Annotated in this window: 4 protein-coding genes and 6 pseudogenes; 5 read left to right on the top strand and 5 right to left on the bottom strand. The window is 57.0% G+C overall.

Features of this window, described 5'->3' with window-relative positions:
* The 5 genes and pseudogenes from DUT91_RS23105 to DUT91_RS23120 all read right to left on the bottom strand — a co-directional run.
* Positions 1–449: pseudogene (locus DUT91_RS23105) on the bottom strand (transposase); the annotation flags it as partial.
* Positions 394–684 (bottom strand): transposase, encoded by a 291-nt coding sequence (locus tag DUT91_RS27315; protein ID WP_342634474.1) that lies wholly within the window; start codon positions 682–684, stop codon positions 394–396. The gene DUT91_RS27315 and the pseudogene DUT91_RS23105, both read right to left, overlap by 56 nt.
* A gap of 346 nt (positions 685–1,030) precedes the next feature.
* Positions 1,031–2,317: pseudogene (locus tag DUT91_RS23110) on the bottom strand (amidohydrolase family protein); the annotation flags it as partial.
* A gap of 25 nt (positions 2,318–2,342) precedes the next feature.
* A pseudogene (locus DUT91_RS23115) lies at positions 2,343–3,262 on the bottom strand (ABC transporter permease).
* Positions 3,259–3,728, bottom strand: a pseudogene (locus DUT91_RS23120) (ABC transporter permease subunit); the annotation flags it as partial. The pseudogenes DUT91_RS23120 and DUT91_RS23115, both read right to left, overlap by 4 nt.
* 369 nt (positions 3,729–4,097) lie before the next feature.
* On the opposite strand from DUT91_RS23120, the gene DUT91_RS23125 reads away from it, so the two are divergent.
* The 5 genes and pseudogenes from DUT91_RS23125 to DUT91_RS27565 all read left to right on the top strand — a co-directional run.
* On the top strand, positions 4,098–9,644 hold the full coding sequence (locus DUT91_RS23125) for an Ig-like domain-containing protein (RefSeq protein ID WP_114442795.1): 5,547 nt from the start codon (positions 4,098–4,100) through the stop codon (positions 9,642–9,644).
* A gap of 17 nt (positions 9,645–9,661) precedes the next feature.
* Entirely contained in the window at positions 9,662–13,282 is a 3,621-nt protein-coding gene (locus DUT91_RS23130; RefSeq protein ID WP_147272249.1) for a hypothetical protein, read from the top strand.
* Positions 13,283–13,430: 148 nt separating this feature from the next.
* The gene (locus tag DUT91_RS23135) at positions 13,431–15,233 is read left to right on the top strand and encodes a glycoside hydrolase family 3 protein (protein WP_114442797.1); all 1,803 of its coding nucleotides are present in this window, start codon (positions 13,431–13,433) and stop codon (positions 15,231–15,233) included.
* Positions 15,234–15,243: 10 nt separating this feature from the next.
* Positions 15,244–15,448 (top strand): annotated as a pseudogene (locus DUT91_RS23140) (hypothetical protein); the annotation flags it as partial.
* Positions 15,449–15,457: 9 nt separating this feature from the next.
* Positions 15,458–15,527: pseudogene (locus tag DUT91_RS27565) on the top strand (DUF6429 family protein); the annotation flags it as partial.

Below are 15,527 nucleotides of genomic sequence, written 5' to 3' on the forward strand. Positions count from 1 at the left end.
GCCGTAGCGCACCCGGGTTTCACAGATCTCGCGAATACGACGCTCCAGACCGGCCTGATCGGCACGGCGAGAGGTGTAGTGGTAGGTCGAACGATCGAAGTTCAGCGCCCCACAGGCACGCCGGATCGAGATTGCCCAATCGCGGCACATGTCTTTCACCACCTCCCGCTGGCGAGCAGGCCTTAGAGCTTTCGCCGAATGACGTCCTGCAACATCTCGCGGTCCAGCGTCAGGTCCGCGACAATCTTCTTCAACCGTGCATTCTCCTCCTCGAGCTGTTTTAGCTTCTTCATCTCCGGCGGCAACATGCCCGCGTATTTCTTCTTCCAGTTAAAATAGGTTGCCTGGCTGATTCCCGCCTTCCGGCAGATCTCCGCAACCGGCATACCTTCATCACCCTGCTTCAGGATGAATGCCTTTTGAGCATCCGAAAACTGCGATGCCTTCATCGCTTTCCACGGCGCCTGGCCGACGAAATGCAGTAGCGACTGATGCTTGGCCCGTACCCCGTGTTGGCGCGGTCACCGCTGCCAGAGGCTCGACACTCTTGCGGTCCACCGGCAGCATTAGTCCAAGGCAGTAATCGTTGAGCGGCTTCGCCCGATCGGCGTGGCCGATCACATCGACCAGCCTATGGACATAATCCGCAAAGGCTGCTTCACTTCCCGTGCTCTGGCCATTCACTGCTGGAGTGCTCCCCGTTTCACCGGGACAAATTGGCTAGTTTGATTTAGCCCTGATGAACTGCCGTAGGGAGCCATCTTGAGCGCGGAATGTGGATGGATTTCGTTGTAGTATTGAACTGCCGTGCTGCGCATAGGCCGAGCCATTGTCGGAGAGATGCTCGATCGCATGCGTGGCTCGGGTTACCCCCCCACTTTCGACGGGCGAAGTCGCCTGTTCAGTGTGCGCGGAACCAGTTGAACGATCTGCTGACCAGGAGTGAGTCCGTCTTGCTACTCCTTCATCGTGACGGACTTGCACCATATACTCGTTGCCGGTCTCCCGGCGCACTGTCATTCCGCCCCCAGTATCGCGGCGCATAATCCAAACCGCCATCGACCTTTGCCGGACGCCCGTCGAGGAACAACTCGCCGATACGCGGCGCTGAACGGGCGATGACCTTGCCGCGCCGGATTACCGCCAGCCGGTTCGGCTTCAACCGCAACGCTTCCAGCGTATCCTGTGCCTGCAGGATGACGAGATCTGCGTTGCAGCCGGTTTCCAGTCCATAGCCTTCAATGCCCATCGTCTTTGCCGAGTTGATGGTCAGCGCATTGAAGATCTTTCTCTTGTCCTCGATGGCGGCCATTTGAGCAACATGGATGGCCATGTGGCCGACCTCCAGCATGTCGCCCGATCCCATCGAATACCAGGGGTCCATGACGCAATCGTGCCCGAAGGAAACGTTGAGGCCCGCATCCATCAATTCGCGCACGCGGGTCATGCCGCGTCGCTTCGGATAGGTGTCGTGCCGGCCCTGCAGCATGATGTTGATCAACGGATTGGGGATGACGTTGATCCGCGCCTCTGCCATCAATGGAATGAGCTTGGAGACAAAGTAGTTGTCCATCGAATGCATTGAGGTCAGATGCGAGCCGGCGACGCGTCCCTCCAGGCCGAAGCGGATGGTTTGCGCGGCCAGCGTTTCGATATGGCGCGACAGCGGATCGTCGGTCTCGTCGCAGTGCATATCCACCGGCAGGCCACGATCGGCGGCTATACGGCAGAGCGCCTCAACGGACGCCGTTCCTTCGCCCATGGTCCGCTCGAAATGTGGAATGCCGCCAACGATATCGACGCCCATATCGAGCGCACGATTGAGTGCGTCGATCGCGCCCGGCGAGCGGTAATAGCCATCCTGCGGAAAGGCGACCAGTTGCAGGTCGATATAGGGCGCGACCTTCTCGCGAACCTCGATCATGGCCTCTACGGTGACAAGCCTGGGATCGCTGGTATCGACATGGCTTCGAATGAAGAGCAGGCCTTGGGTCACCGCCAGATCGCAGTAGCGCAACGCGCGATCGACCAGTTCTTGCCTTGTTATGATCGGGCGGAGTTCGCCCCAGAGCGCGATGCCTTCAAGCAGGGTGCCGGACACGTTCATGCGCGGCAGGCCGAGCGACAGTGTCGCGTCCATGTGGAAATGCGGATCTACGAAGGGCGGGCTCACCAGTCGTCCGGTAGCGTCGATTTCCTCTCCCGCCTCTGCCGTTACCGTCCTCTCGATCGCGCAGATCTTGCCGCCGGAGATGCCTATATCGATGCCGGTGCGGCCATCAGGAAGACTTGCGTTGCGGATGATCAAGTCGAACATGGAGAACCTCGTTGAATGAAAGCGGTTATCGCTCGTCGCGCCGGTAAGGCTGCATCAAGGCCTGCGGAACATGGGCACGGCAGGCGATGACGGCAAGGGTGACGATCGACAGGACATAGGGTGTCATCAGGAATAATCTGGTAGGGCACACCATCGAGGGCTGTTTGCAGCCGAAGCTGGAACGCATCGAAGAACGCGAAGAGCAGCGCGCCGAACACCGCACGGCCCGGCCGCCAGGAGGAAAGACGACAGCGCGATGCAGGTCCAGCCGCGTCCCTGCACCATGGTCGGGAATAAGCTGTTGAACGCCGACAAAGTGAGGAATGCGCCGCCCATGCATCACCGCGCCACAGCGCACCTTCATCGGATTGATGCCTTGCGCTTCGGCCGCATGCGGATTTTCGCCGGTCATGCGGACCGCGAGGCCAAGCGGCGTGCGAAAGAGGATATAGACCATCACCAGCGCGATTAGGATAGCCAGATAGGTCGGCGCGGTCTGCGTAAAGAAGGCCGGTCCGATAAAAGGTAGTGTCGAGAGGCTAGGAATGGCGATCGGCTGGAACCGGACGATAGTCGGCGGCGTGCCTGCCGTTGGCACGATCAGGCGGAAGACGTAGTAGCTGAAACGCGAGGCGAATAGCGTGATGCCGAGGCCCGCCACATACTGGGAGAGACTCAGGGTCACCGTCAGGACGAAGTACAGGAGGCCGAAGACCCCACCGGCAATCGCGGCGATCAAAAGCCCCGTCCACAGATCGGCGCCGTGATAGACCGAGAGCCAGCCGATCATCGCGCCGAAGGTCATGATACCCTCGATGCCGAGATTGAGCACGCTGGCCCACTCGCATAGCAGCGCCCCGAGCGTTCGAAGATCAGCGGCGTGGCGATGCGCAGCACGGCCCCCCACAATCGGGCAGATGCGATGGCATCGGACAGCACGCTCATCGGCGGATCCCGTACTGGGTGAAGAACAGCTCGATCAGCATCGTCAGCAAGGATAGCGCAACCGTGACGTCGGCGATATAGGTGGGGATGCCGAGGCCACGGCTCATGCCATCCGCGCCGACAAACATAGTGGTCGTGAAAATAGCCGCGAGGATCACGCTGAGCGGATTGAGATTGGCAAGCATGGCCACGTCGATGCCGGCATAGCCAAAACCCGGAGATAGGTCGGTGGTAACAGAACCTTTCACACCCATGACCTCGATCGCACCGGCAAGGCCCGCAAGGCCGCCCGAAAGACAGGCAACCTTTACCAACGTCCTGCCAAGCGGAACGCCTGCGAAAACAGCGCCGGCTGGATTGAGGTCGGCAACTCCTTGAGCACCTCGTCTATCAGCATCGAGACGAAGAGCAAGGCGATGAAATTGAGCAGCAGGCTGGTCACGACTTCATCGACCGAGAAGCGTACCCCTTTATGACACTGCTTCAGAATGAACGCCTTCTGAGCGTCCGAAAACTGCGGTGCATTCATCGTTTTCCATTCCTTTCCCAGCCAGGAAAATCACCGGAAAACTCTAACCAAAAACCGTCCAGTTGTGAACCTTCGAACGCGGGGTGTCATGAGCGATCTCAACGCTTGGCGCGTACAAGCCTGCGCTTGCGCACAGCTTTGTGCGCGCAAGTCCACTAATGTTTTATGCGATCATTCACTGTTCGGACCTTTAAGGCGTGATGTCGCCAGCGGAATGGGATATTGTAGCGGAACGCACCAAAAAGCGTTTATTTCATTATAGTTTTTGAGACTATTTCATTTCATTATGGTTTTTCAGGATTATTTATGAATTATTTGATCATAGATTCAGATACGTTAATTGCGGATGCCGACGAGATCACGATCGAGCTGGAAGTGTCGGACGACGATCAGGCCGCCTATGGCAACAGCCAAATTATCGCGACCGCGACCGCAATCGCAGTGCGTTTCGCAAGCCGGTTTTACGCGTCCGTGGATCGCCCGGAGAAGGGGAGCCGAGAATCCGCTAAGGCGGGACATTTGCGCGGACTGAGACTGCTGGGGTGTGCTGTCGGCGCGTTTCTGATGCTGATCGTGTCATTGTCGATGGCGCATGCCGCGCCAGCCGAAAAGCCACAATCCGGACCAGTCGCGGGGCCAGCTGAAGCGATAAAAGGCGGCACATTAGTGCCAGCTGGAACGGCGACGGGCGTGGTCGTCTTCAAAGGAACGGGCAGTTATTGTGGTGGCGTTGTCGTCTGGCAAGATTGGGATCCAAAAAGCAAGAAAGGCAGGGCCTATATTCTTACCGCCTACCATTGCGTGAACAATAAAATCAGACTCACACCGGCCCAATGCACGGGAAAAAATACACCGTTTGTTTCAGACTTTATGGTTGAATATAGGCACGCTGGCGGTGGAACAGTGCTGGCTTCCCGGATGTGCCGGCAGCCGGAAGACGGCGGGTACGGCAGCGATGTTTTGCTGGTTGCAACCGAGGAAACATCTTATCACATCAAGTCAAGCGATATATATCCGCTAGGCCGTCATTTCGATCTTACGCCACAGGATTACCGGACTTCCGGAACCGTATACGGCTATTCCACGCTCCAACCACCTGTAGATGGCGGCCCTCCCGGGTTGGCTTTAGGGCCATTGCGGTCTGCGGACTTCTATATAGACGACATGGGGTACTTGCTTGACGCATTCGGCGGTAATGCCGTCAATGTGACGAGCGGAAAGGAGGATGAGACAACTTTGATGGGAGATTCCGGGGGGCCTTTAATCGTCAGAGGGGTATTATCGATCGGAGCCGGCAATACGAGCCGTTATTCCAGAGTAAATTCGGACTGGGTCCAGGAGGAGGCCGGTGAAGCGGGGACGGTGCTGATTACCGCGCCAAAGCCGTTCGACTATTTGAAGGATCAAGGGCCCATTCTGACGGTGGAAGGCGAGGGCCCGCCAGATGGGAAGTTGCAGGTACAGCTGTGGGCAGGAACGACACTTTATAACTGCGGTCGCGATGGACGCGTTACGGTAGACCTCAACGGACGCTGGTCTTGCCCTCTGGATCTTACCGAGCTGCCGGAAGCAGCGGCGGGCCAGAAGGCGCTAACACTCTGGGCGATGTTAGACAGCCCGGGTTCGCGCGCCCAAGACAAGCCATACGACCGGGTTTCCCTCAACTACCCTGTTGTCGGTAAGGTTGATTTCACCCGGCCAAGCAAGACGTCAAGTAATTATAACAATGAGGACGAGAACCTCACGGTTCCCGGCTATCAGATGGCGGGGACCGGAATGAGGGGAGGACAGCCCGTCCTGGTTGTGCAAACCGACGTTGCAAAAATATCTACCCTGGTCTGTCCGGGCGCTGGCGTCACCCTAGGCCATACCTGGACATGTCCTTCCTTGCTGAAGATTCCGCAAGACGCAAAACAATATAGGCTTACCGCTCAGCAATACGGGCCGCCCGGAGGCGCGCAATACGGCGAGAGTCAAACTGACTATCAGGCATTCAGCACGCCGGCAGTCCCTGTGCGGATCATCGACCCAGTGGCTGGCTCGGAGGTGTACACCTGGTCTCGGTTGACCGTAAAGGGCAAGAATATTGATGATGATGAGTATAGGAATGTCGTCGAACTCAATTCACCTCTATCATCCGATTACCCTACGAGCTTTCTTGCTGAAACCTGGCTGGCTTTCAAAAAAGATTCCGGGCGGGTACACGCCCATCAGTTCGAAAACGGCCAATCCACAAGCGAGGATACTGTCGATTATACAGTGAAGGAAACTCCACTGAAAATCGATGAGCCTCGGGACAGCGGTAAGTCTCCGCCATATATTGCGGGAAAAGACAAAATTCCTGTTTCCGGTCGGGGATCGCCCGGAGCCAGAGTTCGTGTCGAGCAGGTTGATGGCACGGGAACACGCATTTCAGACGGATACACATGCCCATCAAATGGTAATTCAATTGCCGTGACCGCGCAGGAAACTTGGGAGTGTCCTTCATTTCCCAACCATACAAAGGGAACATACATACTTAAAGCCACGGTATTTCTCGGTAGCGACGACGAGGAGATTGTAACGAATGAGGAGGTAACGCGAACGTTCAAGATAGAAGCTAATGGCACGTGTTCAAACCCCGCAGGCCCGGTGGACCAAGGTGCTACCGAAGCGGGCGGCGAAGGCCCGAAGGATGGATCCATTGTAGCATCATTGAGCAGCAGTTTCTTTCCCAATCCGATTCTCGCCCCTGCCTCGCAGGACCTGGGGCTCTGCACGGTTGGCAAGGTCGAAGTGGGTCCGGACGGAAAGTGGAACTGCACACTGCTAGTGCTGGAGGAGGGTGAGCAGACTCTGACCGTGAAGGCGTACGACGCCGACGGCAAGTTCGTCAATCAGTCTCAGTGCCACTTCAACGTCGAGGAAAACAAAAAGAACAAGCCGCCGAAGAATGCCAATCCTCAGCTTCCCCCAGCCAGCCCCCCGGCCGGGGCTTTTCCTCCGCCGCCTTTTCCACCCGGCACATTCTTCTGGGGCTTTATTCCTCCGCCGATATCCACGGACCTGACAGTCACCATCGATGTGTTCGAGTGGTTCACGGGTGGTGGTTTCAAAGGCAAATCGAATATCCCGAATATCCACATTGATCAAAATACGGGGCTCTGGCATACGGATCGCGTGGACCTGCCTCAGGGGCGCAAGTTCAAAATCCAGACCTATTTGTGCAAATCCACCACCTGCGATGCGGAAAGCCACTACGGTGATGAGGTTGATGTCGAGTTCTATACGGCCGTGGGTATCGGTAACAATGACACGGAAACTCTCACCCTGGGCGACGACAGAGGGATCACCGGCGAGGGCCAACCTGGCGCTGCGGTGACGGTGACGCGCCAGGACACCGGCAAGCAGATATGCCAGACGACGGTGAAGGACGACGGAACGTGGTCCTGTGGCCTCTATCCAAGTGATGCCCTGGGCTCGTTCACTGTGACGGTTACGCAGACCTACCCCGACTTTCCCGGCTTCCTCGCCAGCTCGAGCTCGATCACCCTCAACGTCAACACGCCAGATGTGGTGATCATCGAGCCGAGCGCGCCGGTGACGACGCCGACCTATGTGCTTTCCGGCACCGGCGTGCCCGACGCCTTTGTCTCGTTCGGCAACACGGATCAACAAGACGGCACGGATCAACTGAACGGCACGGCCACTATTGTCGATAAGGATGGGAAGTGGCAATCACCCACTTATGTGACCATGCGTGGTGGACCCTATACCGTGACTGCGTCGCAGTCCGTCGATGGGCAAGCCCAATCCAAGCCGACATCCTGGACCTATAGCGTGGCGGTGCAGTACCCTTCGATCACCAGCCCCACGCCAAACCAGCAGGTGCCGGTGGGGCCACGGACGGCGACAGGCAAGGCGCAACCGTTCTCCACGCTGATGCTGACCGACGGCAGCATTCAGCAAAGTGTGCAGTCCGACGAAAAGGGCGACTGGTCGAGCGACAGCTATATCGTGGCGCCGGGCCAACATACGCTGAGCGTGCAGCAAGTCATTATGGGCAAGGCGGACGGCTCACCGGTGTCGGTGAGCTATTGGGTGACGGGCAGTATCGCCAACGTGGCCATCACCACGCCCACACTAGGCCAGACGATTAGTACCCCGGTCTATACGATCGGCGGCACCGGGCAGCCCGGCGCCACCGTCACGGTGTCCGGGCCGGAGCTCGACACCCATTGGGGTATCCCGGTGGATGCCGGCGGCAAATGGTCGACGCAGTACGCAGCCGTTGCAGGCAGCTATACGGCCACGGCGACGCAGATCATCAACGGCGACGAGACCAACCCTTCGAACAGCAATGCCACGGTGTCCTACAGCGTTGCCGGGCAGGCAGTTCCCACGCCTGTGTCCATCTCTACGCCCGCAGAGAAGGCGGTTGTAGACGCAACTCATTCGATCGAAGGGCAAGGGCAGCCAGCCGCGATCGTCTCGCTGGAGGGACCGAGCGACAGCCAGCCATGCTCAGTCAAGGTTGCCGACAATGGAACATGGTCGTGTGGGCCTTACACCCTCAAGCCGGCCCCATACACCGTCATTGCCACGCAATGGATCAAGACAGCGAACGGGCTGCAGCAGGCGGGCCAGCCGCTGACGCGGCACTACACGGTGCGCAAGCCGCCCACGCCGGTGACGATCGTGCAGCCGACCCAAGACCAGGTCGTGACCGCCCTCGTTTACACCGTCAGCGGAACCGGTGCGACAGGAGCTTCCGTCACGGTCAAGGGACTGGGGCTGCCGGATCGCGAGAATATCCCGGTGAAGCGAGATGGTAGCTGGTCCACGACATATCTCGCCAAGTCGGGGACATATACGATATTGGCCACGCAATATATCGACGGCAAGCAGGTCGGCGACGGGGTGCAGCGGAGCTATACGGTAAACGCGAGCGCGACGCCGCTGACCATTTCGACGCCTGAGGAAAACCAGATCGTCGATGAGATGCCGTATTTTATCAAGGGCTCCGGCCAACCCGGAGCGGACGTGAACGTTTCCAACCCCAACCATGGCCCACAAGACGCTCCCTGCCAGACGAAAGTTTTGGACAACAAGCAATGGTCGTGCGGGCCGTATGACACAAAGGCTGGCACCTATTGGGTGCAGGCGCGACAGACCATGGTCGTGGGGAACAAGACCGTTGCGGTGGGTGATCCGGCCACGCGGCATTATTCCGTGATTACCCCACCACCGCCGAGCCCCGATCCCGTAACGATCAGCAGTCCCGCTGAGGAATCGACGGTGACGTCGCTGCCCTATACGGTAAGCGGCACGGCTCAACGGGGCATGACGGTCACGGTCACCGGCGGCGGACCTAACACGACGCTGCCCACGCACAGCAAAATTCCCGTTCAGGACAACGGAAGCTGGTCCACGACCTATGACACGCCGTCCCAAGCGGACCTCACGATTACGGCCACCCAGTATAAGGGGGAAATCCCGATAAGCACGTCGCCGTCGCGATCCTATCATGTCCGCGACGACGGATCGGTCAAACCAATTGAAATCACATCTCCGCGAAATGGCATGCTGGTTTACGGGACCTGGTATTACGCTATTCAGGGCAACGGCCAGCCGGGCACAACAATAAAGGCTTGGCAGAGTGGGGGGCAGGGTCAACCGCAATACGTCCAGGTCAAGGACGATGGAACGTGGGAAACGGCCTCGCTTTTTGTTTCGCCACCTGGCGGCGGCGGCGGCGGTCCAGAATGCCGAGGAGGGATAAGAGCTTCCAGTGCGAATGTTTATGCTGAATATACGGGGTTGGTCGACGGTCATCAAACTCAAGCACAATTTTTTGTATGCCCTCGCATGTAGTGGAAAGCAGACGGTGGTTGTTTGCTAAAGGTGAGCAAAGAAATGTCTTATTTAAACCATGGTTCGGCGCAGCGAGCTTACAGCGTTCGACAATATCCGCCGCTCGTGTTTACCGACGGTTGGCATTCCAGCGGAAAGGCATTTCGCAACGACAGCAATCAGGAGAATACAAAGCCATGAATCCCTTGAGCAGACTGCTGCACATCATGGTTTTGACGGTCATGGCAGTCATGCCCGCCGCCGTATTCGCGCAGGACAATTCACCTGCCGTCGTCGACCAGAAGCAATCGACAAACCCAACCGCCACCCCCGGAAGACCGCGGAGTAAAGAAGCTCCGCATACGATCAACTTCCACAATAAGGGACCCGCAGATATCACGCTCTATCATGTTGATGACCAATGCATGTATGCGGCAGGGCCTGGAAGTATTTCACTTCCCGGTTTTACGAGCCAACAAATTAAAGTGATAGACAGCGATAATTGGGGTGAGGGATGCTCTGGATCATCAAAGAATATTACATGGAACGCATACACGACATATGATTACAACGGGAGTGCTAAAAATGCAGATTATATGGTTGAGTTTTTCCATTATAGGCGCATTGGTGACTGGGTAACGGAGGTCGATGGGACACAAGGCTCCAATGATGGTCGGGGTATGCTCAGCGGGGCGTCTTGTGATGGTTATTCTTGTCTTAATCATTGGGTTCCTGGTGGTGGCGATACCGTCGACATTTACTTCGACGGTCGATACCAAGGGCCAGGCCCTATGACCGTGCAAATTTTGCAGCCACACGACCAGTCAGCGGTTCCTTTGGGTTCACCTATCGTGGTTGCGGGTCAGGCCACCGCGCGGACCCAAGTGTCCGTAACCACGTCAAGCTCCGACGACAACCCGCAACCCTATGCCGACGACAACGACAATTGGAATACGTCTGTCTCTTATAGCGCCAACCGTGATTCGCAGACCACAATCACTGCGAAATCGCCCGTCGATGGCGGTTCCAGTTCTTCGGTCACGGTAGTCAACATCGTGGGCCTCACGATTGATAATCCGAGTGGTTCCGATGTACCCTGGAGCAGTTCAGGTATCGAGGTGGGTGGATACGGAAATCCCTACGGCGCCGTGCAGGTTTCCGTCTACCAGAACAACACGATCGTGAAGGGCACCGGATGCAGCACGACCGTGAGCGCCTTTACCTTATGGAGGTGCGACGTAACCGGACCAGGACTGGCGCCTGGGCAAGATTACACATTCGTTGCGCACCAGACGGGCACAGATCCTTGGAACTGGAAGGATCCGTCGGTGCCGACAAAGGATGTTCATATCGATGCTCTTCCGTTGGCGATCACCAATCCCGTCAATGGCACGCATATCGATGGCGATAATCCCAACTATCGCACGGTCATGGGCACGGGCACGCCAAACGGGCAGGTCGAAGTCTGGGTCCTGCCGTCCAACAATAGCTGCGGCGGCGCCAACAACAGCAACGCGGTGACTACGAATATCAGTCCGGATGGAAAGTGGAGCACTGGCCTGACATTTAGTTTCCCACCCGGACAGAATTATACTGTGCAGGCATGCCAGACGGTAGATGGGGAAGCGGCGCCAGGGTCTACGAGCAGCTTCCAGTCATGGTACAGCCTGAAGATCGCCAATCCCGCCAATGGTGCGGTCTTCGCATCGAATACCGCCAGCGTTCCGATGAGCGGAACGGGCGAACCGGGGGCGACACCAACTCCAGTTCAAGTGCCGCCGGGTATCGCTGTTTGCCCAAACCCCGGCCAGATCGCTCCGAACGGCTCGTGGTCCTGCCCGATTTCAGGCCTCACGGCGGGAGGGTCCTATTCACTCTCCATGACACAATCGAAAAACGTTCAGTTCGATCCGTCTGTCCCCGTGCAGTTCAGCACTGCGAACGCCGTCACGATCGACCAACCGGCACCGGGGCAGCAGTTTCCCGCGCAAACTATGCAGGTCCAACTGCGAGGCAGCGGACAGTCGGGCGCGGTGCTGAGCGTTGACGTTCCGGGCGCCACGTCATGCCCCGATGATCAGCCCATTTCCATTCCGCGCACTGGGCAGTGGTCATGTCTGGTTTCCGATCTGGAACTTGGTCGCTCCTACACCGCCTCGGTGGTTCAGGGCAGTGCCGATGACATCCACGGCAGCATGGCGTGGAAGGATCCGCCTGTGACGAAGCAGTTTTCTGTTGCGGGCTTTACGCCCCTGATCATTGGAAGGCCCACGAACGGCCAGTGGTTTGCTTCTGCCACCCCCGCCATAACGGCGACCGGTTCGGGCCAGACCGGCGCCCTGTTGACTATCGCTGTACCCGGTACGACTGTGTGCCCGGACCATACGATCCAAGGCGGCCAATGGTCTTGCGACATCTCCGGATTGCAGTCGGGGAATGAGTATAATTTGACGGCTACGCAGTCGATGGAGGGGGTGACGGACAAGCCGGTGTCCATCACCTTCGGCATCGCGACACCGGTGGTCGTGCAAAATCCGCGGGACAATGCGGTTTTGCTCCCCGAGACCACGGAAATCACGATGAGTGGCACGGGTCAGCCCGGGGCTAGCATCACGATCACGACGAATTCCGTACCACAGTGCGATACGAAGGTGCAAAGCGATGGTCCGGCCAAGGGGGAGTGGAGTTGTGATATCCTGTCCCTGGATGCCGGCATCCACTATATCTCGCAGGTAGTCCAAAGCGGGGACGGATGGGCTAATCCGCCCGTGCCGCGCCAGTTTTCTGTCGCCAAGGCGGCTGCCATCGCCATCCAGTCTCCTGGGGGCGGGGCCATGGTCTCCAGCAACAATCCCCCCGATGGCCTGCGCGTGACGGGGGTAGGACAGAACGGAGCGACGGCGGACGTCACCATGAGCGATTTGCCAAAGCAGTCGGTCGATATTCTAGACGGTACATGGGCATCACAACCGTTCGATCTTACGCAATACAGGGACGGCGGAACTCTCCAGATAACGGCCACGGAATATCTGGATAATGTCCAGCAGGGAACACCGGCCCAGGCGAATATCACCGTGGCGAAAGTGGCGACGATTACCAATCCTAGTGAAAACGCCGTCGAGCCCTCAGGACCGCTAATGGTGGCAGGATCCGGGCAGGACGGGGCAACAGTAAGGGTTCATCCGACCCAGGAGGGCGACGACCGCGGGTGTAGGGCTACGGTAAAAGGCGGCGCTTGGTCCTGCGTGGTGACGGGCCTTGCGCCAAGCTCGCAATATACCCTCGTCGCGACCCAGTCGGGACCGAACGCCGCATGGACCGACCTTCCTGTCATACGAAAGTTCTCCACCCGTGGCACCAACCCGCTTTTTATCACCTATCCTGGACAGAGTGTGCCGGTGGATACCCCATATGACGTGCGGGGGACGGGTCAACCCGACGCTGAGGTTGAACTCAAATCTTTCAACCTGATATCGCTTGGAAAGACCACAGTCGATGGAAATGGACACTGGGAGTTCCGCAACCTGCTATCGAGTGGAGAGGGGTGCTACAGCTTGACCGCTGAACAAACTTGGCAAGGCTATCCCCTGACGAACCCGTCGAATGTTGCACCGCCCGAGGTCCAGTATAGCGTAGGCTCGCAGTCTTGCTCAAACTAAGTTCCAGCAGACGGTGTAGGCAAGCCGAGGTTTTCACTTTTTGGCTGATACAATGTTAAATTTTAGTTGCCGGTTAGAACAATACCTTAGGGTTGAAATGTTGTGATGCCGTCCTGTGACGGGACGTCATGCTGAAGGGAGCACTATAATGGATGTTTCAGACGATGTTAAACGCAAGATCGCCTCAATGACGCTTGAGGAGAAGATTGGTCAGAAAATAATGCTGGATTTTCGTTATTGGAACGGACCAGGGCAGACAAAGCAGGATATGACGGAGCCGAACGATGACGTCAAATCCTTGATTCTGGATAACAATATCGGCGGAGTGATCCTGTTCTCAAACAATTTGAAGAATACCGTTCAGATAAAGAAACTGATGGATTGGTATGCCGGGATCCAGAGCAAGCAAGGAGTAAGGCTCCTCCTCGGCGCGGATAATGAGGGAGGGGATGTTTTCCGGCTTCCAAGGCAGGAATTTTCTTCATTTCCGGGAAACATGCCGTTGGGTGCCGCCGTTCTAGGCGGAGCAAACAGCAATCTCGCCTATGCTCAGGGCAAGAGCATGGCGCAGACCATGATGTCGCTGAATATCAACGCTAGTTTCGCTCCGGTGGTCGATGTCAATACCAATCCTTTCAATCCTGTCATCAACGTGCGCTCTTTTAGCGATAGCGTGACGCTCGTGACAGAACTCGCCGAGCAGTCCGTAGCCGGCATGCGCAGCGAAAAGATAATTGTTGCGTACAAGCATTATCCGGGACATGGGGCCGCGTCTGTGGATTCCCATATTGGACTGCCCCTTGTGACCCGGGACCGCCATGACGCCTTCGCGGTGGATATCGCACCCTATAAGGCGGCGATTGATAAGGGTATCGCGCCAGATTTAATCATGACGGCACACATACAATACCCATCCCTAGACAGTACAGAGATTCTGACGACGAACGGCGACATGATTATCGTTCCAGCCACGATGTCGCGCGAAATCCAGACTGTGATTCTGCGCGACCTGTTGAACTTCAAGGGTGTGACTGTTTCTGATGCACTTAATATGGGTGCGATCACCAAATATTTCACGGAGGAGAATGCCATCGAAAACGTGTTCAAGGCCGGTGTCGATATAGCCCTGATGCCGATCGGAATCTATTCAAAAACCGATATTGAGCTATTGCGCAAATTCATCGACATCGTCGTAAATAAGGTGAAAGACGGAACGATCAGCGAGGCTGCGATCGATGCGTCGGTGGAGCGTATCCTGAGCCTGAAAGCCTCCTTTTTCCTGATGGGAGCGCGCGTTCCACACAGTGAAATGGGAGAAGCCATTTCCGCGCTCGAAAACGAGATTTCCGACAAGTCGGTCACCTTGCTACGAAACAAGACCGGCGAACTACCGATAAAATCCTCCGAGAAGAAATTCTTCATCTTTACGCCCTGGCTCGAGCAGGGGGCGGGAATTGCGACCGCCCTGAAAGACAACGGGTACAGCCAGGTGATCTTTGCGAAGCAAGGCGGTATTACCGACAGTGAGCGCGATGCCCTGATTCGTGAATGCGATGTTTTTGTTATGGGCACAATGGTAGCGGATTTCAACCCCGATGATCCCGGGATAGAGCCGACGAAGAAGTTGATGATCTACGCCCAAAATAATTTGAACAAAATCGTTGTGCATGTCTCACTGCGCGCGCCATATGACATCGTTTTTTATGATTACGATATCAGGAACTGCCTAGTGACGTATGCCCGCTATGGCTTTGAGAATGGCTTCTGGCGTGGTTCTTCGATGAGGTCACTGGGGGAAATCCTGATCGGCAAACAGAATCCCGTGGGTAAATTGCCTGTCGTCCTATACCGCATGTATGACACCAAGAACAATGTTGGAGTCGTCGCCGCTCCATACCGGAGGGGATACGGACTGAATTACAACAACACCGACCCCGAGATAGCCGTTTAGCATCTTCTCAGCCAAGGATTTTGACGTCCTGCCGAGATGCTGGGTGGTCGAACGCACTTTCGCAATGCCGCGGGCTGGCCAAGGACTTCGAGAACCTGTCGCGCAACGCGCTCGCCTTCCTTAAACTCGCCTCTATCCGCCCCATGCTGCGAAGGCTCTGTTCAAAAGTATCCATCCGAGCAGGGCCGCGGGATTTTGGGCGCCGCGCGTGGTAACGTCGGTTCATGGAGATCGATGAGGACAAGATCGACGATGCCGTTTTAGCGCTGTTATGGCTGACGCTGCATAACGAGC

The organism is Paramesorhizobium salinisoli, from assembly GCF_003335045.1.
Classification (GTDB): Bacteria; Pseudomonadota; Alphaproteobacteria; order Rhizobiales; family Rhizobiaceae; genus Paramesorhizobium; species Paramesorhizobium salinisoli.

Coding starts and splice junctions, on each gene's coding strand:
- DUT91_RS23125 (WP_114442795.1), top strand. CDS start 4,098: ATGAATTATTTGATCATAGATTCAGATACGTTAATTGCGGATGCCGAC.
- DUT91_RS23135 (WP_114442797.1), top strand. CDS start 13,431: ATGGATGTTTCAGACGATGTTAAACGCAAGATCGCCTCAATGACGCTT.